At 73.7% G+C, this 22,797-nt stretch carries 19 protein-coding genes; 10 read left to right on the top strand and 9 right to left on the bottom strand.

Features of this window, described 5'->3' with window-relative positions; translation table 11 throughout:
- The first annotated feature begins 860 nt into the window (after positions 1-860).
- From ACQPZF_RS23235 to ACQPZF_RS23215, 5 genes are read left to right on the top strand one after another with little or no spacing between them, the layout of a single operon-like run.
- Positions 861-1,205 carry a hypothetical protein gene (locus tag ACQPZF_RS23235; protein WP_433260127.1) on the top strand — a complete coding sequence of 115 codons (345 nt, stop codon included), beginning with the start codon at positions 861-863 and terminating at the stop codon, positions 1,203-1,205.
- A 17-nt stretch (positions 1,206-1,222) separates the two neighbouring features.
- Positions 1,223-1,528 carry a pore-forming ESAT-6 family protein gene (locus ACQPZF_RS23230; protein WP_433260126.1) on the top strand — a complete coding sequence of 102 codons (306 nt, stop codon included), beginning with the start codon at positions 1,223-1,225 and terminating at the stop codon, positions 1,526-1,528.
- Between the two features lie 7 nt (positions 1,529-1,535).
- Positions 1,536-1,883 carry a DUF6507 family protein gene (locus tag ACQPZF_RS23225; RefSeq protein WP_433260125.1) on the top strand — a complete coding sequence of 116 codons (348 nt, stop codon included), beginning with the start codon at positions 1,536-1,538 and terminating at the stop codon, positions 1,881-1,883.
- On the top strand, positions 1,880-3,514 hold the full coding sequence (locus ACQPZF_RS23220; protein WP_433260124.1) for a hypothetical protein: 1,635 nt from the start codon (positions 1,880-1,882) through the stop codon (positions 3,512-3,514). Before ACQPZF_RS23225 ends, ACQPZF_RS23220 begins: the two co-directional genes overlap by 4 nt.
- Before the next feature lie 30 nt (positions 3,515-3,544).
- Positions 3,545-4,402, top strand: coding sequence for a hypothetical protein (locus ACQPZF_RS23215; protein WP_433260123.1), 858 nt, complete (start codon positions 3,545-3,547; stop codon positions 4,400-4,402).
- Between the two features lie 113 nt (positions 4,403-4,515).
- On the opposite strand, the gene ACQPZF_RS23210 is transcribed toward ACQPZF_RS23215, so the two are convergent.
- From ACQPZF_RS23210 to ACQPZF_RS23180, 7 genes are read right to left on the bottom strand one after another with little or no spacing between them, the layout of a single operon-like run.
- On the bottom strand, positions 4,516-5,280 hold the full coding sequence (locus tag ACQPZF_RS23210) for a DUF6177 family protein (RefSeq protein WP_433260122.1): 765 nt from the start codon (positions 5,278-5,280) through the stop codon (positions 4,516-4,518).
- Positions 5,277-5,615, bottom strand: a complete 339-nt coding sequence (locus ACQPZF_RS23205) for a hypothetical protein (RefSeq protein ID WP_433260121.1) — start codon at positions 5,613-5,615, stop codon at positions 5,277-5,279. The genes ACQPZF_RS23210 and ACQPZF_RS23205 overlap by 4 nt, the downstream gene beginning before the upstream one ends.
- Positions 5,612-9,586: a type VII secretion protein EccCa gene (gene eccCa, locus ACQPZF_RS23200; RefSeq protein ID WP_433260120.1), complete on the bottom strand. Its 3,975-nt coding sequence runs from the start codon at positions 9,584-9,586 to the stop codon at positions 5,612-5,614. Before eccCa ends, ACQPZF_RS23205 begins: the two co-directional genes overlap by 4 nt.
- Complete coding sequence (locus ACQPZF_RS23195) at positions 9,583-10,497, bottom strand: MinD/ParA family ATP-binding protein (protein ID WP_433260119.1); 915 nt, start codon at positions 10,495-10,497, stop codon at positions 9,583-9,585. Before ACQPZF_RS23195 ends, eccCa begins: the two co-directional genes overlap by 4 nt.
- Positions 10,498-10,508: 11 nt before the next feature.
- Positions 10,509-11,804, bottom strand: a complete 1,296-nt coding sequence (locus ACQPZF_RS23190; RefSeq protein ID WP_433260118.1) for an EsaB/YukD family protein — start codon at positions 11,802-11,804, stop codon at positions 10,509-10,511.
- Positions 11,801-12,028: a hypothetical protein gene (locus ACQPZF_RS23185; RefSeq protein ID WP_433260117.1), complete on the bottom strand. Its 228-nt coding sequence runs from the start codon at positions 12,026-12,028 to the stop codon at positions 11,801-11,803. Before ACQPZF_RS23185 ends, ACQPZF_RS23190 begins: the two co-directional genes overlap by 4 nt.
- Before the next feature lie 42 nt (positions 12,029-12,070).
- On the bottom strand, positions 12,071-13,879 hold the full coding sequence (locus tag ACQPZF_RS23180) for a BTAD domain-containing putative transcriptional regulator (RefSeq protein ID WP_433260116.1): 1,809 nt from the start codon (positions 13,877-13,879) through the stop codon (positions 12,071-12,073).
- A 148-nt stretch (positions 13,880-14,027) separates the two neighbouring features.
- Between ACQPZF_RS23180 and ACQPZF_RS23175 the strand changes: the two genes are divergently transcribed.
- The 3 genes from ACQPZF_RS23175 to ACQPZF_RS23165 all read left to right on the top strand — a co-directional run bounded on the left by ACQPZF_RS23175 (position 14,028) and on the right by ACQPZF_RS23165 (position 18,405).
- Positions 14,028-16,718 (top strand): BTAD domain-containing putative transcriptional regulator, encoded by a 2,691-nt coding sequence (locus ACQPZF_RS23175; protein WP_433260115.1) that lies wholly within the window; start codon positions 14,028-14,030, stop codon positions 16,716-16,718.
- Positions 16,719-17,037: 319 nt separating this feature from the next.
- The gene (locus ACQPZF_RS23170) at positions 17,038-18,126 is read left to right on the top strand and encodes a cytochrome P450 (protein WP_433260114.1); all 1,089 of its coding nucleotides are present in this window, start codon (positions 17,038-17,040) and stop codon (positions 18,124-18,126) included.
- Positions 18,127-18,216: 90 nt separating this feature from the next.
- Positions 18,217-18,405, top strand: coding sequence for a hypothetical protein (locus ACQPZF_RS23165; RefSeq protein ID WP_433260113.1), 189 nt, complete (start codon positions 18,217-18,219; stop codon positions 18,403-18,405).
- A gap of 148 nt (positions 18,406-18,553) precedes the next feature.
- On the opposite strand, the gene ACQPZF_RS23160 is transcribed toward ACQPZF_RS23165, so the two are convergent.
- Positions 18,554-19,573 (bottom strand): NAD(P)/FAD-dependent oxidoreductase, encoded by a 1,020-nt coding sequence (locus ACQPZF_RS23160; protein WP_433260112.1) that lies wholly within the window; start codon positions 19,571-19,573, stop codon positions 18,554-18,556.
- A gap of 242 nt (positions 19,574-19,815) precedes the next feature.
- Between ACQPZF_RS23160 and ACQPZF_RS23155 the strand changes: the two genes are divergently transcribed.
- Entirely contained in the window at positions 19,816-20,685 is an 870-nt protein-coding gene (locus ACQPZF_RS23155) for an isocitrate lyase/PEP mutase family protein (protein ID WP_433260111.1), read from the top strand.
- 291 nt (positions 20,686-20,976) lie between these two features.
- Here ACQPZF_RS23155 and ACQPZF_RS23150 read toward each other — a convergent pair whose 3' ends face one another.
- A complete protein-coding gene (locus ACQPZF_RS23150; protein WP_433260110.1) occupies positions 20,977-21,876 on the bottom strand; it encodes a hypothetical protein in 900 nt (299 codons plus the stop codon).
- Positions 21,877-22,170: 294 nt separating this feature from the next.
- On the opposite strand from ACQPZF_RS23150, the gene ACQPZF_RS23145 reads away from it, so the two are divergent.
- Complete coding sequence (locus ACQPZF_RS23145) at positions 22,171-22,767, top strand: snapalysin family zinc-dependent metalloprotease (protein ID WP_433260109.1); 597 nt, start codon at positions 22,171-22,173, stop codon at positions 22,765-22,767.
- The last annotated feature ends 30 nt before the right edge of the window (positions 22,768-22,797 follow it).

Below are 22,797 nucleotides of genomic sequence, written 5' to 3'. Positions count from 1 at the left end.
TCTCCCTGCGGGCAGCCGAACCGGGCGCGGCGGTCGAAGGTGAACTTCTGCCCAATGCCGCAGGCAGGTGCGGCGAATGATCGCGTTCGAGTGCTCACGGCGGACCACCTGCCGAATTCGGACGGCGACGAGCACACCGGTCGGTGCCCGGTTTGTTTGTTTTCGGACGTCGGTGTCCGGACTGGTGAACACTGGCCGGTGCCGGTCGTATCGGTCATTGAACTAATGCTCAGGCGGGCAACCCGCGAGTGCCGGCATTCGCGGCCTCAGTGGAGGCCACGCCCGGCCGATGGTCGCCTGGCCCACCCCTCGGGACGTGCGTCGCGAGAGAATTCGCGATTCCCCCGGCCGTCGAATGTGACTTCTGCTCCTGCGCGCGGCTCGACCGTGGTATGGACGGTCGGCGGTTGACGCTCATGGTTGCCCCCCAGACACCCAGCGGCCGACCCGCCATTGTGGTCGGCCAATGGATAACATAGCGAATGCCGCCGATCGGCAACAGGGTTACTCTCCGGTAGTAAGCCGGCCGGGGCGGCTGCCGCTGCATCGGCCGGACGTATACCTGCGACTGGGTGGCTGACGTCGGATGGAGGGGTGGAAAGCTTACGCGATTGGTGCTGAGACTCCCAAGGAATGGCAGCCGACCTTCTCTCATGTAATGCTGATCTCCCTACGCATGGTGACCGTTCGTCACTGCGGGAATGGGCACGTGTTTGCCGGCGGAATCATCCCGGAAAGGTCTGAACCAGATCGTGCGGTGCGATGTCCGGCCAGTCGGTGCGCCGCGGCAAGCGCGCGTACAGCCGTCGGCAAGCTCCCCTCCGCGACGCTGTTCCCATGTCGAGGAAGGGAGCACGCTCGTGAAGTTCGACATGGGGTGGACGACCCTGACCACGTTGACCCGGCAGAGCCAGGGGTCCAGTGACGAGCTGGGCGCGCTGGTGACGGCGCTGATCGCCGCGGCCAGTCCGCTGGAGGGCAAGTTCAACGGCAACGGCCGGGCGATGTGGGACAGCTTCAAGTCCCGCTCGGACCAGGTCAGCGCCGATCTCAACGGCGCGCTCGGCTCCATCGTCGTCGGCCAGTCGGGCATGGACACGGCGTTCGTCCAGGGTGACGAGGAGATGTCCACCAACGCGACCGCCACCCAGGCCGGCGCGAACTTCGACGCCGCCCGCTTCGGCGCCCGCGGCTCCGTCCGCTGACCGGGGGGAGAGCACCGATGCCTACTGATCGCAGGAGCTACGACACCTCGGTGTCCGGGCAGGTGCAGGGCGACCTGGCGGGCATCATCGGCCGGTTGCAGGCGTTGATCGGCGACCGCACCGGCCACGTCGCGCAGGCGTTGTCGGACTTCCAGGCCGACGGGGTCTCCGACCCGTACCAGTCGGTCGAGACGCGCTGGGACCGCGCCGCCAACGAGGTCCAGCAGATCATCGACCTGGTCAAGCACACGCTGGCGCTCAACGACGAGTCCGCGACGGCGGCCCAGGTCCAGGCGGCGAACGCCGTCGCGAACATCGGGTGACCCCGCCGTGGAATACGACATCCGCGGCGCCGAAGCCCTCGGCGTGCGGACGAGGACGGCCGGCGCGCTCGAAGACGTCGAGAACACCGCCCGCTACATCGACGAAGCGCTGGTGGGAGGTGCGACGGCGGCGAACTCGGAGCCGGTGGCCACCGCGCTGGCCGGCTTCATCGCCATCCGGTCCAAGCCGGGCGTGGCGTACGTGAAGGCCCGCGGCCTCGCCTGCCTGGACGCGTGCCGGACCGCGGTCAACGCGTACGAGCGCGGCGACTTCGACATGGTCCGCAACGCCCAGCAGGCGGCGGCGAGCGCGCCGGACCCGACCTTGACCATTCCCGCGCGGAGGCCCGGATGAGCTTCCTCGACGGACTGCTCGCGCGGCTGCTCGAAGTCAAGGTCGACGCGCTGCCGACGATCGCGGACCGGCTGGCCCGCGAAGCGACCGCGTTGACCGACAACGGCGCGAACGTGCACCGGACGTGGCAGGGGCTGGCAAGCTGCTACCGAGCGCCCGAGGCGGCGACGCTGTTCGCCGCCACCCAGCCGATCATGGACTTCACCGCCTCGCTCGGCGCCGACGTCGTCACGGTCTCGGCTGAACTGGCGGCCTACACCGCCGCGGTCGTGCCGCTCCAGGCGGAGGCCCGAGCGCTCATCGAGCGGGCGAACGCCATCGTCCCGAGCTTCACTCCGACCAGCGGTGAAGGTGTGGGTGCGGAGGATTCGAGCGCGGCGGAACGCGAGGCCGTGAGAGCCGAGGCAGCCGCCCTGATGAGCCGGTTCATGGAAGTGGAGCGGATCTGTGCGAACGGCATCAGGAAGGTCGCGAACGGCGCGCCGCTGGTGGCGGGCAACGGCGACGGCGTGCCGCAGCCGCTGGAGTACGGCGCGACACCGGCCGAGATCATCGACCAGTGGGGCGGTCCGGCGTGGCAGCAGACCCCCGCTTTCGGCGTCGCCAAGGCGGCGGGCGAGTGGCTGGAAGGCTGGTGGGACCTCTTCACCGACGGCGGCGAGACGGCGAAGGGCGTCGGGCTGTTCGCCGCCAGCGTCCTCCTCGGCGGCATCAACGAGCACGTCGACCTGCCCGGCATGCCCAAGGGCACCGCGCAGGAGGTGCTCGGGAACGTCCTCAAGGGAACGGTCGCGTGGGACGAGTGGAGCACCAACCCCGGCTCCGCGCTCGGCCAGTCGATCTTCAACGTGGGCACGCTGCTGACCGGCGTCGGCCGGATCGGGCCGCTCGGCAAGGCGGCGAGCGTGGCCGCGGGCGGCGCCGACCTGGCGATCAGCGGCACCGCCTACGACAAAGCGCACCCGCCGGGCACGCACCCGGCCGGCCCGCTGCCCGGCTTCGGCACGCCCCCGCCGGCACTCCCGCGGCCGGAGCCGCCACCCGTGCCGAACACCCCGGTGAACGTGCCCGAGTGGGACAAGCAGGACCCGGCCGAGCGCGCCCTGATCCAGGCCCAGACCCGGGAGATCCGCGACCAGGTCCGGGGCAGGCTCGACCAGTACGCGGACGAGGCCTGGGACTACACCTCCAACCACTGGGAGGAGTTGAAGGGGAAGTACGCCACCCTCCTCGGCGAGAAGCCCCAGATGCTCGCGGGCCGGAAGGGCACCGAGGCCCACAGCCGGTTCAAGGCCATCGTCGAAGCGAGGATGAACGAGCTGATCACCCCGGACTCCGGCTACCGGATCCGACCGGAGACGAAGTGGGACGCCAACGGCAACGAGCAGGCCGCCAACACCGGCGCGGTGGTCCCGGACCTGCTGCTGGAACGGCAGACCGCGGACGGCGGGTGGGAGGCTGTGCACACCTGGGACCTCAAGACGCAGGGAGCGCGGATCAAGCCGAAGTGGTCGAACGAGGTCATCGACCGGCTCGATCCGGTGTTCACCCCGGAGACCGTCAAAGCCGGGTGGGACGAGGACAACCTCAAGCCCGAGGTCGAGCCCAATCCCCGGGCCGTGTCACGCTAGCCGTCACTTCGTCCACAACGGAGGAGAGGGATGAACTCCCCGAGCCGTCAGAGCCTGATCGAGACCGTCCGCGCGAGGCTGGCGGTGCTGTCGCCGGACGCGTCGCTGGACGCGGAGGAGGGCGAGCTGGTCGTCCCACTGCCGGACGGCCGGGCGCGGATCTCACTCGCGTCGCTGGTCGAGCAAGCCGACCGGACACCGAGCGGCGAGTGGGACGCGCTCGCCGTCACCTGGCTGACGTCGGTCAGGAAGAACATCGAGCTGGCCCGGTCCGAGGCGACCGCGCCCCCGGACCGGCTGCGCGTCCAGTTCCGGCGCCACCAGCCGGCGCCGGCCAACCTGGTCACGCTGCCCTACGACGAGAACTTCGACCTCGCCGTGGTGGTCGACCACGAGACGCGGGTGTCGGCGCTGACCCGCGAGCAGGCGTCCGCGTTCGGGGTCTCGCTGGACGAGATCGGCAAGCGGGCGGTGCAGCAGACGATCGTCGCGGAACTGGGCGAGCTGGACGTCCGCGACCACCCGGTGCCCGGCGGCATGTCCACCCGGCTGATCGCGCACGACGGCAACCCGTACGTGCACACCGTGCTGATGTCGCTCAAGCGGTTCACGCCGGGGGAGGCCCCGTTCGGTGCGCTGGTGTCGGTGCCGCGGCGCAGCGCGGTGCTGCTGCACGAGGTGTACACGAGGGACGTGCTGGACTTCCTGGTGCCGTTCAGCCGGATGGCGCGGTCCTTGCACGACGGCGCGAGCGACCCGTTCGGCCCCGAGGTCTACTGGTGGGCGGCCGGTCGGTACCACGAGGTCCGGATCGAGGACACCGGCGCGGACACCGCACGGGCGCACCTGCCCGCCGAGGTGCGGCCGATCGTGGACCGGCTCGTCTGACGCGTTGCGGCTGTCTTCGACCGGTCCCGACCCCGCGAGGGGTGGGGCCGGTTGTCGACCTGCTCGTATGGCGGCGTCGGTCGTAGACCGGCGTGTTCGATCGGCTCGTTCGATCAGCGGGCGAGGGGACGCGGCGGCACCGGCTCCACGGTGCCGTCCGTCCGGCCCGGCTGGAAGGTCGCATGCGCGAGGCGGACGTCGTAGCGCGCCACGAGCCGGGTCCGCAGGCGGTCGACCGCCGCCTGGTCCGCGCCCGCCGGGGAACCCACGCCGACGTGGAGGTGTTCCAGCACCGCTCCGCCCACCACCGCCACCGCCAAGGTGCCCAGCACCGACGGGCGGCCGACCACGACCAGCTTCGTCGGCCGCGGCGCGCGTTCCCGGCAGAACTCGGTCAGCCGTGCCCGACTCCACCGCTGCGTGACGGGTTCCGCGACGCCCCACCCGGTGACCTCGCCACCGGTCAGCCCGGCCACGCAGTCCTCCAGCACACCGCCGACCTCCGTCGACGCGGTGAGCCGGTGCCGGACGACCAGGTCCAGCACGACGGCGCCACCTGAAGACGACGGCAGGCCGACCGCGGGCGCCGGGCCGTCGGGGGTGAACCCCTGCCCGTGCCAGCTCATCGGCCGGCCGGTGAACCCGTCGGAGGCGCCGCCGTCCGACCACACCACCCAGTCCGCGTCGTCGCAGCGCAGCACGTCCGCGGCGGGCCGGGTGAGCCTGCTGGTGATCGGGGTGAGCAACTGCAACCGCCGGCCGGCCGCGGCGCACGAGTTGGCCGCGTCGAGCAGCCAAGTGGACAGGCCCACCACGGACCGCTGCTGCGAGATCAGCGCCGTCGCCGAGGTGCACAGGTCGACCGCCGGGTGCTTCACGGCCACACCACACCGTCCGACCCGGCGGCCAGCTCCGCGATGAACCGGCGCGCGACGAGCGTGGCCCGTTCGTCGGACAGCTCGGCCCGCGCCTCGATCCACCACACCGGCACCTCCACCGCGATCCCCAGCAGCCGCAGCGGTTCGCCGGCCACCTGGACCAGCAGCGGTCCCTCGACGGCGACCAGCGGGCGGGCGGCCTCGTCGTAGATCCGGAGGAGGGCGCCGTGCGCGACCGGGCCCGCGGCGAGCGACGGGCAGGCGGCGTGCAGCGCCGCGGCGATGTGCTCCCGGTCCGGGCGCTGCCTGCACAGCGCGATGAAGTCGGTGGTCACGCCGCACCCTCCACTGCCTCGCCGGCGTACGCCGTCTGCACGGTGCGGGCCGGGTCGCCCTGCCTGATCAGCAGGCCGCGGCCCACCGGCAGCACGGACGGCCGCACGCCCGGGAACACCTGGCCTTCCGACCGGTCGCCGGACATCAGCAGCCCGGTGCAGCCGGATTCCCGCACGACGGTGGTGAACGGCTCGTAGATGCCGCGCGACGCGCCGAGCACCCGCCGGGTCATCACCACGTGCAGGCCGACGTCCGCCGACACGTACGGCGCGAGCGGCGACAGCGGCCGGGCCCCTCCGGCGGTCAGCACGTCGTAGTCGTCCATCAGCAGCACCACCCGCGGGCCCGAGCCGCCGGACTCCACGCGGTTCGCCAGCTCCTCGCCCACCGAGCCGGCCAACTGCGCCGCCAGCGCCGCGTTCGGCGCGTAGCCGCCCAGGTGGGACTCGGGGACCACGGAACGGAGCGTGCGGCGCGGGTCGAACACCGCGAACACCAACTCGTCCTCGGTGTGGCTTGCCACCAGCCGGGACGCGAGCACCCGCAGCAGGTTCGACTTGCCGCAGCCGCCGTCGCCGAGCACGAGGAGGTGCCGGTCGTCGCCGAACAGGTCGAGCACGGCAGGTCCGAGCGTGCTCTCCTCGACCCCGAACGGGATGCCGGACGCGACGCCCGGCAGCGCGTCGGCGGGCAGCAGGCCCGGCAGCACCCGCACCGGGGGCGCGGTCGGACCGATCCACGACGACCTGACCGCGCGCACCGCCTGCGCCAGCGCCTCGCCGGTGCCCGACAGGTCCGTGCCGCCGTCGACGCGGGGCAGCGCGACCTGCCCGTACAGCTTGTCGGCCGTCAGCGCGCGCCCCGGCCGGCCGGTGGGCACCGCGCGGGCGAGCTTGCCGTCGATGCCCGACTCGGCGGGTTCGGCGAGGCGCAGTTCGACGCGGGTGCCGAACGCGACCTGCTGGGCCATCCGGATCTCGCCGAACCGCCGTGCGGTCGTGACGACGTGCAGGCCGTGCGCGCCGCCGCGGGCGAGCATCGCGTGCACGAGGCTCTCGTGCCGCTCGAAGTCGCCGCTCAGGTGGCCGTAGCCGTCGAGCACCAGCACGACGTCGGCGGCGGCGAGTTCGGGGACGCGGCCGGCGGCGTGCGCGGCGCGCAGTTCGGCCATGTCGTCCAAGCGGTGCCGGCGGAACACCTCGTCGCGCAATTCGAGCATCGCGGTCAGTTCTTCGAGCGTGCGGCGCACGCGTTCGGCGTCGTCGCGGCCCGCGATGCCGCCGACGTTCGGCAGCCGTTCCAGCGCGCGCAGGCCGGTGCCGACGAGGTCCACGCCGTACACCGCGACCTCGGCCGGTGTGTGCGTGGTGGCGAGTCCGAGCACGAGGGTGCGCAGGAACGTGGTCTTGCCCGACTGCGGACCGCCGAGCACGGCGACGTGGCCGCCGGAGGACGCCAGGTCGAGCCACCAGGTGCCCTGCCACTGCTTCGCCGGGTCGTCCAGCAGCCCGACCGGCACCGCGAGCCCCGTGGGCCGAGTGCCGAGCGGTGGCCCTGCGGCGGAGGAGGCGGCCGAGCCGCCGAGCGGTGACCCTGCGGCGGAGGAGGTCGGCGAGCCGCCGAGCCGCAGTCCCGCGTCGGAGGCACGCAGGCCTCCGGCGGCGCGGTCGAGGCTGATCGCGTCGGGCAGCGGCGGCAGCCAGAGGCGCCGGCCCGCGGGCGCGGCGTCCGCCAGCCGGTCGACCACCGCGGACAGCAGCGTCGGGCCCGTGGTGCGCTCGGTCGCCGTGTGGTCGGCGTCCGCCAAAGGCAGCGCCGGCCGCGCCGAGTAGGGGAGCGCGGGCCGCACCCTGGGGCCCGTGACGGCGGCGGGCTCGTCGGATCCGGTCCGGAGGGGGCCGGACACGTACGCGGTCTTGAACTGCGTGTAGACCGAGACGTCGACCTTCAGGTAGCCGAAGCCGGGCAGTGGCGGCAGGTGGAACGCGTCCGGCGTCTCCAGCACGGTGCGGCTCTCCGTCTCGGACAGCGTGCGCAGGCCCAGTCGGTAGGACAGGTGCGTGTCGAGCTGGCGGATCTTGCCCGCTTCCAGGCGCTGGCTGGCCAGCAGGAGGTGCACGCCGATCGAGCGGCCGATGCGCCCGATGGTCAGGAACAGCTCGATCATCTCCGGTTCGGCGGTGAGCAGTTCGCCGAACTCGTCGATGACCACCAGCAGGTGGGGCAGCTCGGGCAGGTCCGGGTCGGCCTCGCGGAGCAGCCGGTAGGTCGCGATGTCGGACACCTTGCCCGCGTCCGCGAGAACCTGTTGGCGCCGCTGCACTTCACCCGCGAGGCTCGCCCGGACCCGGCCGACCAGGCCGTCGTCGTCGATCAGGTTGGTGATCAGGCCGGTGACGTGCGGCAGGCGGGCCAGCGGCGCGAACGTCGCACCGCCCTTGTAGTCGATCATCACGAGGTTGAGCTGCGTCGGCGGGTGCGTGGCGACGAGCGACAGCAGCAGGGTGCGCAGCAGCTCGCTCTTGCCGGAGCCGGTCGCGCCGACGCACAGGCCGTGCGGGCCCATGCCGAGCTGCGCCGACTCCTTCAGGTCGAGCAGCACCGGCCGGCCCGCGGTGTCCACGCCGATCGGCACGCGCAGGAAGTCGCGGTCCGACCTCGGCGCCCAGTCGACGTCGACCAGTTCGGCGAAGTCGGCGGGCGCGGTGCCCGTTCCGTCGTCGTAGGACTCCGGGTGCAGCCGCAACGGCGCGAGCGACCGCGCCAGACCTTCCGCCGACGCCTGCGGGAACCGGTCGAGTTCGCCCTCGGACGTGGTGTCCGCGCGCAGGTCCTCGACCGTGACCGCGCCGCCGGGAGCGACGGTGACGCGGGCGGAGACCTCGTCGGGCTCGGCCGTCCGTTCGGCGACGAGGTGCACGACGGTGATGCCCAGCTCCGCGGCGGAGGCCGCCTTGTCCGGCAGCGGCAGCGGTTTCGCGTCGTGGCCGTGGCAGTCGCACACCACGAGCAGCCGCTGTCCGTTCGCCGCGGGGTTGGCGGTCCCGTCGAACCTGCGCGCCTGCGCCGCCCTGGTCGCGCGGGCCGCGAGGTCGTCGGCGAGCAGCGCGCACAGCGCCGTCGGGTCGGGCGCGATCCGGCGCAGCGGGCCGGTCTCGTCGGTCAGCGCCGGATCGGCCAGGTGCGGCAGCCACCGCAGCCACGACCAGTCGCCGATCGCGTCGGCGGGGTGGCAGGCGGCGATGGCGACGTCCTCCGGCGCGTGCAGCGCGGCGACCTGGCACAGCAGCACCCGCAGCGCCGCGAGCACCCGCGGCCGGTCGCCGACCACGCTCACGTCGCCCGCAAGGTCGAGCCGCACCGGCAGCGGTTGGCCGGCCACGGTCCCGAACCGGCGCAGCAGCATCCGGGCCTCGGCGAGCAGGAACGGGTCGGTGGGGTTGGTGGGCGTGCCGTCGTCGGACAGCCGCAGCGGCCGGCCGGGCGCGGGCCCCGCGCCGACCCGCACCACGAGGAAGTCCCGGTCGCGCCGCCGACGTTCCCACCGCCTGCCCCGGTCGCGCACCAGGTCGGCGAGCGCGTCCGGCGGCGGGTCGAGCAGCGCGGCGGCGTCGCGCGCCGCGCGTTCGTGCCCGGCCAGCTCCTCGCGCAGGCGTTCCAGGTGGTCGAGGTAGCGCTCGCGGTGCTGCTTGCGGTTGCGCACCGCCTGGCCGCGCTGGCTGAGGTACATGACGCCGGTCGCGGCGAGCACCACCACCATCATCACCGCGCCCAGCGCGGCGAAACCCGAGCCGCGGAAGAACATCATCAGCGTCAGCGACGCCGTCGACCCCGCGATCGGCAACAGCGTGAAGATGCCGGACAACCCCTTGCCGTCCGGCAGGATCGGCGGCGCGGCGACGTCCAGCGGCTCGTCGGCACGCCTCGGCCGGACCGCCCTCGTCGGCCGGTGCACCAGTCGGACGTTCACAGCGGCTTCGCCCGCCCCAGCGCCATCGCCGCGATCCTGGTGGCGGCGACCACGGTCGGCTCGGCGAGCTTCCGCACGTCGATCACACCGCCGCCCGCGAGGTGGCGGTCGAACCGGACGTGCGCGACCGGCACGCCGAGCACACCCATCGCCCGGCAGGCACGGCGCAGGTCGACGCCCTCAGAGCGGTCGTTGAGCGACGTCAGCGCCACCACGTACCGGCTCAGGTCGGTCACCCGGTCGAGCGCGGCACGCGTGCTGCGGATGCCGTCGATGGTGGCGGGCGTGGCGACGACCACCGCGTGCGCCTCCAGCAGGACCGGCGTCGGCAGCACCAGCCCGTGCCCGCAGTCGAGCACGGTCACGCCGAAGTACCGGGACAGCCCGACGCCGACGTCCCGGGCGGCCCCGACCGCGCCCGCCGCGGGCGCGGGCTGCGCCGGCGCGGGCACCGACCATAGGCCGTGGCCCGCCACACCCAGCATCGGCGCGAGGTCGGCCATGCTCCTGATGTCGCCGTTCGCCGCGCGCCTCGCCAGGACGGTGACCGGGTGCCCGGTGGGCGCGCCGAGCCGCCAGGACAGCGAACCGCTCTCCGGGTCGGCGTCCACCGCGAGCACCCGGTCCGCCCGGCGGCGCGAGTACACCCGCCCGAGCAGCGCCGCCACGGTGGTCTTGCCCGCGCCGCCGCGGACACCGGTGACGGCGATGCGCCGCCCGGTCGTGACGGGCTGCTGGACGGCGGCGATGAGCTGCGCCAGCTCCTCCACGTCGGCCGCCGAGGGGTCGAACACGCGGCGGACCGCGCGGGCCAGCCGGCGGTGCGCGGGTTCGCCGGTCCGGCGGCGACCGGCCACCGAGTCGGGGTCGAGCGGCGGCACGAGCGTCCCGCGCCACTGGGTGTCGGTCACGGCTGTCTCCTTCAGAAGGTGCCGAGCAGGCGGCTGTAGACACCGAACTCGCCGATCACGACGGGCACGATCGCGAGCACCACCGCGGCCTCGACGCGGTCGGCGAGTTGGCGGAACCGCGCTCGCACGTGTTCCTTGGGCAGGTACTCCATGCGCAGCAGGGCGACCGCGGCGCAGCCGAGCAGCACCGCGCACCCCCAGATCCGCGCGTCCGGCTGGTCGAGCAGCCACTGCCGGATCAGCGCGCCCCCGATCACGGCTGTCGCGCCGAGCAGCGCGGCGACCTCGGCCAGCAGCGGGAACGCCCGCAGCCGCAGCACCAGCGCCGCCGCGGTCAGGCACGCCAGCGGGGTCGCCCACCGGCCGGGCTGCGCCGCGAGCAGCGCACCGGCCGCGCCGGCGGCGGCCGCGGTCGCGGTGGTGGCGATCACCAGCCCGCGGTGCGCGGCGGCGAGCGCCTGCGACACCGCCGGCCGGCGGACCCTCCGGTCACCGGTCACGGCGTCGTCGAGCGTGGCGAGACCCGAGCCGACGACCGCGATCCTGGGTAGCGCGCCGAGCCCGAGCACCGCCACGGCGGCGACGATCGCAGCCGCCCGGCCCGCCGGCAGGGCGAGCAGCACCAGCCCGGCCCACAGCGCGAGCAGCACGAGCCCGGCGAGACCGCCGAACACGCCGCCCCGGCCCAGGTCGGACACCACCCCGAGCACCACCGTGACCCCGGCGACCACGGCCGCGACGACCATCCACGCGACGAAGCCGAGCGGGATCTGCTCCAGTGCCAGGTAGATCCCGACGCTGCCGCCGGCGAGCACCAGCGCGACGCCCACCGGGCGGCTGCCGCGGCGCGCGAGGAGCGATCCGGCCGCGACGAACACCAGCGCCACCGGGGCGGGCAGTGACATCGCCTCCGCCGGCACCGCGCACGCCGCCGTCACCGCGAGCACCGCGATCAGCGTGCACGCCCAGCGCCGGGCCCCCGGTCCCCAGCGCCACGCCCGCGTGCCCAGGTCGTCCGTCGTGGCGTCCGCGACGTCGTGCACGACCGCGTCCGACGGGACGTCCAGCCTGCGCAGTATCCGCAGGACCGCGCCGTCGGGCACGCCGGACTCGTGCAGGCTCCGGTCGTCCGCCAGGGCGGCCCCGTCCGTGCCGACGAGCTGGTACGAGTTCGGCGGGCTGCCGTGGGGTTCGTCCGCCATGCGCAGGAACTCCGGCAGCAGCACGCCCAGCGGCTCCGCGGACGGCAGCACCACGTCGATGCGCCGCCGGCTGCCGACGAGCGTGACCCTGGTGTGGGCGGTCATCGCGTGGACACCTGCTTCTGCTGCGGCAGGACGTCCTGGAGGAACGCCCAGCCGACGCACCCCGCGCACACCACCGCCGCGACCACGCAGCCGACCACGAACCTGGCGACGTTGTCCGCGGTGGACCGCTGGTGCCGCAAACCGCCCCACAGCAACGAGTCCCGCAGCCTGCGCCGGCGGACCGCGACGGACTCCAGCAACTGGCTGTCGTACTCACGCGCCATGTCTGCCTCCCTCCACCCCGACAGCGTCGAGGGGCCGTCCTGTCAGTTCGCTTGCTGCCCGCTTGCCGACAGCCAGTGCCGTGCCTTGGCCCGGATGCCGACCGGGTCCAGGCGCTCCGCCTGTTCCCGCGCGTAGAGCCGGACCAGGTCGGGCAGCACGTGGTCGGCGCCCGCCGAGGCCACCAGGCCCGCGTCCACCAGGGTGTCGAGCAGGTCCCGCGCGGCGGCCTCACCGGTGTCCAGCAGGGCGGCCACCGTCGCCGTGCCGAACGTGCCCGCGTCCAGCAGCCCGAGCAGCCGGAACGCGCGCCGCTCCGCGCCGCCGAGCGCCGCGCACCCGGCGTCCAGGCGCGCCCGCACCGACAGGTCCTCGCAGACCAGCCGGTCCAGCCGGGTGCGGTCGTCGGCGAGCAGGTCGGCGAAGGTCGCGAGCGGCCAGTCCGGGCGGGCGGCCAGCCGCCCTCCCGCGACGCGCAGCGCCAGCGGCAGCCGGCCGCACCGGTCGACGATCAGCCGGGCGGCGGCCGGCGCCAGCTCGACCCGCCGTGCTCCCGCGACGCCCGCCAGCAGCGCGACCGACTCCGGTTCGCCGAGCACGTCGAGCCGGCAGCGGACCGCCCCGTCCAGCGCGGCCAGCGGCGTCCGACTGGTGACGATCACCGTGGCCGGCCCGTCGCCGGGCAGCAGCGCCCGCACCTGGCTCGCGGACGTGGCGTCGTCCAGCACCACCAGCAGGCGCTTGTCGGCCGTGTGCGCGCGGAACAGCTCGGCGCGCTCCACCAGCCCGTCGGGCACGAACGCCGCCCGCACGCCGAGCAGCCGGAGGAACCGGGCGAGCACGTCCGACGGGTCGATCCGCCCGAGTTCGGCGTGTAGCTGCCCGTCCGGGTGGTCCTCGCGCAGCCCGTGCGCGAGCCGCAGGGCCAGCGCCGACTTGCCGACCCCGGGCATCCCGGTGATCACCCGGATGCCCCGTGCGGCGGCGAGCCGGTCGAGGTCGTCCTCCCGCCCGACGAAGTGCGCGGGCCGGGCGGGCAGCGCGCGCGGGCGCAGCTCGACCACCTCGCGTTCGAGCCGGACCTCGTCCGTCGAGCCCTGCAACACCGTGCGCTGCAACCGCCGCAGGTCGTCGCCGGGTGCCAGCCCGAGGTGGTCGGCGGCGTAGCGGTAGGCGTCGTCGTAGGCGGCGAGCGCCTCGGCCCGCCGTCCGGTGCGGTGCAGCGCGAGCACCAGCAGGTAGCGCAGCGACTCGCGGTCGGGGTGGTCGGCGACGAGGCTCCGCAGCTCGCCCAACGCCTCCGCCGGCCTGCGCAGCGCGAGCTGGGCCACCGCCCGCTGCTCACGCGCGGCGGACCGCGCGTCGATGAGCCGTCGGACCTCCGCGAACCGGGGCCAGTCGCCCCCGACGCCGCTGAGCACGTCACCCCGCCACAACGCGAGCGCGGCGTCCAGCGCCGCCAGCTCGCCGAGCGTGTCGCCCGCCTCGCGGGCCTGCGCCGCCACGTCGACGTGCCCCCGGAACTCGGCCACGTCCAGGGTGTCCGCGCCCAGGTCGACGCGGTAGGCGCGCGGGCTCGTCGCGACGGTCGCGGCGCACCCGCCGGCCGCGAGCACCCGCCGCAGCCGCAGGACGTGCACCTGGATCATGCCGTTCGCGCGGTCCGACGCCGAGCCGCCCCACAGCCGTTCGACCAGGGTTTCCGCCGGGATCGGCTGCCCCGCCGAGAGCAGCAGGTGGGCGAGCAGCGCGCGCTGCATCGGCCCACCGAGGTGGTGCGTGCGGTCACCGTCACGCAGCTCGAACTGACCGAGCATCCGGAACTCCATCACCAGCTCCACTCCCTGGGACACCAGGACCGCAAGCACCGTGAGGCAGCGCGCTGAGTCGGCGCTGACTGTGCGCTGAGTGAGTGGTCCGCTACGCCATGAGCGGGCAGTCGTCCGGAACCCGTCGAATCCGGTGGCCGGGGCGGGCACACTGGCCGGGGGAGGGGGCGCGGTGGAGTTCGGACTGCTCGGCACGATCTCGGTCTCGCACGACGGGCAGGACCTGGGGCCGAGCGGCGTGCAGCGCCGGTTCGTGCTCGCCGCCCTGCTGCTGGAGCCCGGCCGCATCGTCCCGGTCGACCGGCTGGTGGACGAGCTGTGGGGTGAGGACGCCCCGAAGACCGCCCGCAACATCATCCAGGGCTGCGTCGCGGACCTGCGCCGGACGTTCGCCGTCGACCCGGCGGTCCGGCTGACCCACCGGTCGCCCGGCTACCTGGTGGAGGTGGACCCGCAGCGCGTCGACCTGGTCCGGTTCCGCGACCTCGTGGTGAAGGCGCGGCAGACCCAGGACGTGGTGCTGTTCCGCCAGGCGCTCGGCCTGTGGCGCGGGGAGCCGCTGGCCGACGTGCCCGGCCTGGTCGCGGTGAAGCAGGCGCTCGCCGAGGAACGGCTCTCCGTGCTGGAGGAGTGCCTGGACCTCGAAGTGCGCACCGGCAACCCGCCCGAGGTGGTCTCCGAGCTGCGGCTGCTGGTCGACGCGCACCCGCTGCGCGAACGCCTGCACGGCCTGCTGATGCAGGCGCTGCACGTGGCGGGCCGCCCCGGCGACGCGGCGCAGGCGTTCGCGAACGCCCGCGCCGTGCTCCGCGACGAACTCGGCGCCGACCCCGGCCCCGAACTCCGCCGCCTGCACGAGCAGATCCTGCGCGGCGAGGGCGGCTCCGGGGTGGTGCCGCGCCAGCTCCCGCCCGCCCCCGCCGCGTTCACCGGGCGCGCCGCGGAACTGGCCGAGCTGGCGGTGGCGCCGGCCGCGCGCACCACGGTGATCTCCGCGATCGGCGGGCTGGGCGGCATCGGCAAGACGTCGCTCGCGCTGCACTGGGCGCACCGCAACCTCGACCGGTACCCGGACGGCCAGCTCTTCGTGGACCTCAACGGGTTCGACCCCGGCGGCGAGCCGATGCCGCCGGAGGTCGCCGTGCGGGGGTTCCTGGAGGCGCTGGGCGTCAAGCCGAACACGGTCCCGGTCGACCCGCACGCGCAGGCGGCGCTGTACCGGAGCCTGGTGGCGGACAAGCGGATGCTCATCGTCCTGGACAACGCCCGCGACTCGGCCCACGTGCGGTCCCTGCTGCCGGGCAGCCCCGGCTGCACGGTGCTGATCACCAGCCGGGACCGGATGCACGGCCTCGCCACCACGCACGGCGGCCGGACGCTGCACCTCGGCACGCTGTCCGACCGGGAGGCCCGGGACCTGGTCGTCTCCCGGCTCGGCGCGCACCGGGTCGACCGCGAGCCCGGCGCGGTGGCCGAGATCCTGGCGTGCTGCGCCGGGGTGCCGCTGGCGCTGGGCATCGTGGCCGGCCGGGCCGCCGCCCATCCCGACTTCCCGCTCGCCGCGCTGGCCGCCGAACTCCGCGACGCCCGGATGGCGGCGCTGGACACCGGCGACCCGGCCACCGACCTGGCGGCGGTGCTGTCGTGTTCCCACGCGGCGCTGAGCCCCGACCAGGCCAGGGCGTTCGAGCTGCTGGGCCAGGCGCCCGGCCCGGACATCGGCCTGGCGGCGACCGCCGGGCTGCTCGGCCTGGCCGCCACCGAGGCGAGGAAGGTGCTGCGGGGCCTGGAGCAGGTGTCCCTGGTGGACGAACACCGTCCCGGCCGGTACCGGATGCACGACCTGGTCCGCCTCCACGTGTCGGAACGGGCCGCGCCGGACCGCGCCGCGCGGCGCCGACTGGTCGACTTCTACCTGCACACCGCGTTCGCGGCGCGCAGGCGCCTCAACCCCGACTCCGAGCCGGTCGCGCCGGAACCGGCCGCCGCAAGCTGCAACGCGGGCTCGACGCCGCCGGACAAGCCGACCGCGATGAGCTGGTTCGACCGCGAGCACGCCAACCTGCTGGCGGTGCAGGAGCTGGCCGCCGCCGAGGGGTGGCACACCGCGGTGTGGCAGCTAGCGTGGACGATGTACTCGTACCACTACCACCTGGGGCGCTTCGCCGACGAGCTGGCGGTCTGGCAGCGCGGTCTGGCCGCCGCCGAACAGGCGGGCGATCCGGCGGCCCGGGGACTGGCGCACCGCAGCCTCGGCCACGCGTGCGGCCGGCTGAGCAGGCAGGACGAGGCGCTGGACCACCTCACCCGGGCGCTGGCGCGGTACGGCGACGCGGGCGACGTCCGCGGCCAGGCGCACACCCACGAAGTCCTTGCCGCGCACTGGGAACAGCGCGGCGACATCCGGCGCGCGTTGGACGAAGCCACCCGGGCGCGGCACTTCCTGCGCGGCCTGGGCAACCCCCTGATGGAAGCCCACTCGCTCAACGCGATGGCCTGGTACGAGAGCAATCTCGGCGACCACACCACCGCTCGCGCCCACGCGGAGGAAGCGCTGACCCTCTTCCGTCGTCAGCGTTCCCATGCGGCCGGGGACACTTTGGACACCCTCGGCTTCATCGCGTTGCGGACGGGACGCCACAACGAGGCCGTCGGCTACTTCCACGAAGCCCTCGCCCTGCACCGCGACAGCCGCAACGTCCACCAGGAGGCAGGCACCCTGGACCGGCTCGGCCAAGTCCGGCGCGAACTCGGCGACCACGCCCTGGCCCGGGAGAACTGGCGGCAGGCGCTGGAGCTGTACGAGCAACAAGGGCGCAAGGCCGCCGCCGAACGGCTGCGGCGAGCACTCGCCGACCTCTAGAGCGCGGCAGCCGGGAACCCATCGCGATCGTAGAGAAGCCGCAGCACCGCGCGCGCAGCGACAAGACCGGCGGAGACGCGGTGCACGAACCAACGGCGTTGAGGCGCGTAGCCCCGGGGATCATGAGCGCCCGTCACCCGGACGGCGCCTTGACGTGCCTGCGGGGGCCGCGTTTCGTGGAGATCGGCTCGTCGAAGACCGGACACGCGATATGGGGGCTCACGTGAAGCGTCTGATCAGGCCGTTGATGCGTCGACTGGGAGTGGAGCGCGGCATCCGCCGGCTCGCGTGGCGGCCTCATTACACCTACTACTGACGGATGTCGTTCGGTCCGATTCGCCGGACCGGCTGGCGGGGGATGCGGGGGCTGCACCGCAGGTGCGTGCGGCGGCCCGTGTTCCGCACGCTCGCCGGCAGCGCCGTGATCTGCGACGCCGCACTGGCCCGGCGCGTCCTGGTCGACGCAGACGGGCGGCTCGACCACGTGCCCGCCTTCTGGAGGCCCGGCGGTGTCGCGCTGCCGCCGGACGTCTGCGGCGCGCTGAACCGCTGGGCGCACCGCGCGCTCGCCGCCGAGGACCCGGAGCAGGCGGCCGGAACCGTGGTCGACGCGGTGGCCGCCGCCCACGGCGACCTGCACCGCGCTTGTCTGCACGCGGTGGTCGCGGCGGCGGGGCGGGCGCTGGGGCTCGACCGCGAGCCGGTGTTGCGGGACACCGTCGCCGCGTTCCTGGACGCCGTGTTCCACAGCATGGTGACCGGCGATCGCCGACAGGCGGACCACGGCACGTTCCACCGGCTCTGCGCCCGTGCCGCTCCGGCGGTGGCGGCGGGCGCGGTGCCCGGCTTCCCCGACCTGGACCCCGCCGTGGGCGGCGAGGTGTACCTGCGCGCGGTGAGCGCGTTCACCGGCGCGTCGGCGGCGGCGCTGAGCTGGCTGGTCTGCGTGCTGCACCCGGGAGACCTGGTGGCCGCCCGACGCGCGCCGGACGCCGTGGCGGCAGGCGGGGCCGAGCCCGAACACGTCGCGTTGGAGACCCTGCGGCTCTGGCCGCCGGCCTGGCAGCACCGCCGCCCGGTCCTCCGCGACCACCGCATCGGTCCGCTGGCCGTGCTGGAGGGCGACGACGTGGTCGTGCCGTCGTACGCCCTCCAGCGACATCCCCGGTACTGGCCCGACCCGGACACCTTCGACCCCGGCCGGTGGGCGGGGTGGTCGGGTCGTCCCGACGCCTTCCTGCCGTTCGCGGTCGGTCCGGGTGCGTGTGTGGCGGCGGTGTTCGAGGTGCGCCGTCTCGCGGCGGTCGCCCGGCAACTGGCTGCTCGGCCGCCGTTGTCGCTGAGCCGGCGCAGCGGCACTCCCTGCGTGACCGCGATCTTCTCGGCACCCCGGCACACCCTCGCCTGACCGGTCACCCGGTCGGGCGAGGGTGGGTGAATTCCGGCCTCGCGGGGGTACCCGGAGTGTCCACATGAGATGACTCGCGGAGGAGCCACCGTGGAGCGAGGAAGCACACAACACGGTCCAGCGACGGACGACCAGCTCAAGAAGGAGGTCGACAACGACCTGCGGGGCGGCGGGCCGACCCGCGCCGAGGGCTGGCGCGACCCGGAGATGCCCGACGAGGAGGAGACGACCGAACTCGGCCTCGACGGGCCGCCGCGCTCCCAGCCACCCGGCGGGTAACCGGCCCGACCGGTCACAGTGGACGCGGGAACCCCGGCGTCCGACGGCCGCGCGTGGTCCTGTAGCGGTTCACGCGCCGTGACGTCGGTCGCTGGTGGTTCCGAAGTGCGTACGTCGTGACGTCGGTCGCTCGCGATCCCGAAGTAGTTCACACGCCGTGACGTCGGTCGCCCATCACCAGTTCGGACAGACGTGCCTCGGACTCGGCCGAGAACGGATCCCGGTAGGCGGCGACCGCCTGGCGGGTCTCCTCGGCGATCAGGTCGGCGTTGATCTGGCCCCCCGCGGCGGCCCCCGCGGCTGCCGCGGCCCCGACCTGCGCGGACAGGTCGGTGACGTTGCCGGCGAACCAGACGCCGGGCACGTCGGTGCGACCGGTCGCGTCGACGGGGATGTGCTCACCGGCCCCGGACGGGTGTTCGACCGGCCGCAGCCCGAGCGGTGCCAGGAACCCGGCACGCGCCACCATCCGCGGCGCGACCGCCACCACCTCGCGGTCGACCACCGTGCCATCGGCCAGCCGGAGGCCGGCGACGCGGTCGTCGACGACCTCCAGGGACGCCACCTCGCCGTCCACCACGCTGATCCCGCGGGCGGCGAGCTGCTCCGCCTGCTCGTCGGTCGGCGGCGGCATGGTGTGCGAGAAGTAGGTGACATCGGCGCTCCACTGCCGGAACAGCAACGCCTGGTGCACCGACATCGGCCCACTCGCCAGCACACCGACGGCCCGGTCGCGGAACTCCCAGCCGTGGCAGTACGGGCAGTGCAGCACATCCCGACCCCACCGGGCCCGCAGACCCGGCACCGCCGGCAGTTCGTCCACCAGCCCGGTGGCCACCAGCACCCGACGTGCACGCACCGGCCGGCCGTCGGCCGACACCACCACGAAACCGTCGTCACCGGGAGTCACGGACTCGACCTCGCCGGTCACCACGTGGCCGCCGTAGCCCCGCACCTCGGCCCGGCCGCGTTCCAGCAGCTCGGTCGGCGAGGTCCCTTCCCTGCCCAGCAGCCCGTGCACACCCTCGGCCGGGGCGTTGCGCGGCGCGCCGGCGTCGATCACCAGCACCGACCGCCGCGCCCGAGCCAGGATCAAGGCGCCGCTCAACCCCGCGGCCCCACCGCCGACGACCACCACGTCATAGCCGTCATCCACCTGATAGGTCATCTCGACCACCTCCGCCGCCACTATGCGAAACCGCCGGCCGTCCTCGCAAAGTTTGTTGCCGTTCTGGCAACCTGCGTGGACGGTGACGACGGTCACCGGTCAGTCCCCGGGCCGGCCCGACGAGTGGCGTGCGCTCGCGGCGTGCACCGAGGACCCGTCGGCGGACGGCGCACCCGGACGTGTCGATGGATCATCCATCCGATATCTCGACCCCGTGCGGCGACCGGTGGCAGGTTCCCCGCATGGCATACGGGAAGGCCCTGCGCGAGGCCGTGGCGACCGCCGGGACGACGCCGGTGATCGGCGTGTTCGACATGCTGTCGGCCTCGATCGCGGCGCGGCACTACGACGCCCTGTTCGTCTCGGGTTTCGGGTTCTCCGCGTCCCACTACGGCCTGCCCGACATCGGGTTCATCGCCTGGCCGGACGTGATCGCGTTCGTGCAGCGCCTGCGGCTGGCGTTCCCGCGCCACCACCTGCTGGTGGACATCGACGACGGCTACGTGGACAGCGACGTCGCCTGCCACGTGGTGCGCGGCCTGGAACAGGTGGGCGCCTCCGGGGTGGTGCTGGAGGACCAGCGCAGGCCGCGCCGCTGCGGACACGTCGGCGGCAAGCAGATCCTCCCGCTGCCGGACTACCTCGACAAGCTGAACGCGGTCCTGACCACCCGCACGGACCTGTTCGTCGTCGCCCGCAGCGATGCCGTCGACGAGTCGGAGATGGTCGACCGCGCCGCCAGGTTCGCGGCGACGGACGCCGACGCCGTGCTCGTGGACGGCATCCCGTCGACCGACGCGCTCCGCCGGGTCGCCGCCGCGGCTGCCGCGAAACCGTTGGTGTTCAACCAGATCGCCGGCGGTCGTTCGCCCGCGCTGTCGCTGTCCGACCTCACCGCGCTGGGCGTGGACGTGACGATCTACAGCACACCGTGCCTGTTCGCGGCCCACCAGGCCATGGACGACGCCCTCACGCGCCTTCGCGACGCGGACGGCCGCCTTCCGGCCGACTCGATCGGCGTGGCCGAGTCCCAGTCCCTGCTGGCGCAGAACCAGGCGAGCGACCACCCGGTGCCTTCCGCGCGCGACGGCTTCTCGACCGTCCGCACCTGACGCCGCGTGCTCCGTCCGATCAGGACCCGAGCAGCGGCGAGGTGCGTCGGGACAGGACGAGCACGGCGGCGATGGCGACGACACAGCGACGCGCCCCACCGCCCCGCCGGCGAGCAGGCCGTCGGGCTCGCGGTCGCCGAACCGGCTGAATCCGAAGATCAGCAGCAGCGGTGCGGCGACCCATCGAGTTCTGGATGCCACTCACCCCGCCACCGCACCACGTCCGGCGACCGCCGGCCCGGTCGGTGATCACGACCTGCGGCGGACCCGGCTCGCCGCGGCGAGCCCTGGTCAGGTCCATTCCCAGCGAATGCCGTACAGACCGGGTTCGACGTCCCGGGCCGCTATCAGGGCGGTTTTCCGGTCCACCAGGCCGATTTCGCGATCGGCTCTCGGCTGCGACCAGGACGGTGTCTCGAAACGGTGGCAGCGGACCGGCAGCATCGCGTGGTGGAAGGTCACCTGCAGCACGTAGACGGTGACCGAGGTGGTGAAGACCCGGAAGTACTCCGTGTCGAGGACCGGTTGGCCGGTGGTGGTCTTGTACTCGATGGAGAACACCTCGCCCGAGTGGTAGGCGCGCTCCAGGATCAGCTCCGCCCCGATCAGCCGGCGGTCGTGGTTGCGGCGCACCCGGCCCAGTCGGCAGCGGTTGATGGCCGTCGTCCGGACCAGGTCGAGGTCGTCGGCGGAATGGGCGTAGTTTATCGAGAAGCACCGGCGCACGCCGTCCCGGAGCACTTCGGCCACCGAGCGGGTGCGTATTTCGCGCAGGGTCCGGTCCGGGTTCACCCGCACGTTCTCCTCCACGTACAGGAGGCGGATGCCGTCGAATTTCTCCGGGCTGATCTCACGCACGATGTCGGCCACCGCGTCCGATTCCGGGAGGACGTCGTCCCGCGGGTATCCACTCGGTTTCCGGCTCGGTCGGCCGCGTGGTCGGCGCGGGCCCAGCAGGGTGATCAGCGCGCCCGGCGCCAGGCCGAGCAGGATTTCGAGTTCGGTCACGGCCTGTAACGAGGTGGGCCGCTCCGGGCGGTTGGTGCCCGACTGCCAGCTACTCAGCGTCGCCACGGACACCACGACTCCGCGGCGGGCCAGGCGGGCGTGGACGGCTTGCAGGGTGAGGCCGCTCTCGCGGATGGCGGAGCGCAGCGCGGCGCTGAACGCCGTACGGGGGTCTGGCCCCATGTGGCACCTCCGATCGACCCAGTTGTACCAAGCGGACTCTCCGGAAATACAGGGTTTTCCAGAGTTTGGTTCGGCGCAATCCCCCGCCGGGGCAGCACACCTGCGCTGTTGCGCGGCAGGCCCACCGCGTCGTACGGAGACACCGGGCGGGCCGCGGGCGGAGGCCTTGTGAAAGGACACCTGCCCGATACGGTGAGTTTGTCCTGCCGGTCGGTCGACGGATCCGAATTCCCTGGCCGATTGTCCACAAAGTTCGCAGGTCGACTTCCCCCTGCCCGTGAAAAGGAGTTGACATTGCTTCGCAGAATTCTGACCGCGGCGGCCGGTGTCGCGCTCGCGGCGATCACCTTCACCGCCCCACCCGCCTCGGCGACGCCCGCGTACGCCGACACCGCGTCGAGCCTGGCCGCCCCCCGGAACATCACGGTCAGCGGCGGCGGCGAGTACTCGTCCTACGTGCCCCAGGCCATCGAGATCTGGAACAGCCACGTGCCCAACATCCGGATGAGCCAGGTTCCCAGCGGCGGCAACATCCGGATCACCGTCGGCAGCGGCGGCGGCTCGCGGGCGACCATCGGGCACGGCTCGGGCACCATCTACCTCGACCGGGTGCAGATCAACCAGGGTTACTCGCCGCTGCGGGTGGTGGCCCACGAGATGGGGCACTCCCTCGGCCTGCGGGACAACTACAACGGTAGCTGCACCATCCTGATGTCCGGCGGCAGCGCGGGCACCGCGTGCCGCAACCCCAACCCGAGCGCCGCCGAAGCCAACTGGGTCAACCAGAGCTTCGCCCGCGGCTTCCACGCCGAGTCCGGCAAGGACTCGCCGATCGAGTGGTCCGACGACTCCTGGCCCGCCCCCGTGAGGGCGCTGGCGACCGTGTCCTGAGAGACCTGGCACGAGGGACGCCCCTCCTAC

The sequence above is a fragment of the Actinosynnema sp. CS-041913 genome, from assembly GCF_050942485.1.
In the GTDB taxonomy this organism is placed as follows: Bacteria; Actinomycetota; Actinomycetes; order Mycobacteriales; family Pseudonocardiaceae; genus Actinosynnema.
The sequence above is the reverse complement of the archived record's forward strand: the minus strand, read 5'-3'. Positions and strand labels throughout refer to the sequence as shown.

What these genes read in the sequence shown, in the direction of transcription:
- ACQPZF_RS23230 (WP_433260126.1), top strand. Translation starts at nt 1,223, where the DNA reads ATGCCTACTGATCGCAGGAGCTACGACACCTCGGTGTCCGGGCAGGTG.
- ACQPZF_RS23220 (WP_433260124.1), top strand. Translation starts at nt 1,880, where the DNA reads ATGAGCTTCCTCGACGGACTGCTCGCGCGGCTGCTCGAAGTCAAGGTC.
- ACQPZF_RS23215 (WP_433260123.1), top strand. Translation starts at nt 3,545, where the DNA reads ATGAACTCCCCGAGCCGTCAGAGCCTGATCGAGACCGTCCGCGCGAGG.
- ACQPZF_RS23190 (WP_433260118.1), bottom strand. Translation starts at nt 11,804, where the DNA reads ATGACCGCCCACACCAGGGTCACGCTCGTCGGCAGCCGGCGGCGCATC.
- ACQPZF_RS23185 (WP_433260117.1), bottom strand. Translation starts at nt 12,028, where the DNA reads ATGGCGCGTGAGTACGACAGCCAGTTGCTGGAGTCCGTCGCGGTCCGC.
- ACQPZF_RS23170 (WP_433260114.1), top strand. Translation starts at nt 17,038, where the DNA reads ATGTCGTTCGGTCCGATTCGCCGGACCGGCTGGCGGGGGATGCGGGGG.
- ACQPZF_RS23160 (WP_433260112.1), bottom strand. Translation starts at nt 19,573, where the DNA reads ATGACCTATCAGGTGGATGACGGCTATGACGTGGTGGTCGTCGGCGGT.
- ACQPZF_RS23155 (WP_433260111.1), top strand. Translation starts at nt 19,816, where the DNA reads ATGGCATACGGGAAGGCCCTGCGCGAGGCCGTGGCGACCGCCGGGACG.
- ACQPZF_RS23150 (WP_433260110.1), bottom strand. Translation starts at nt 21,876, where the DNA reads ATGGGGCCAGACCCCCGTACGGCGTTCAGCGCCGCGCTGCGCTCCGCC.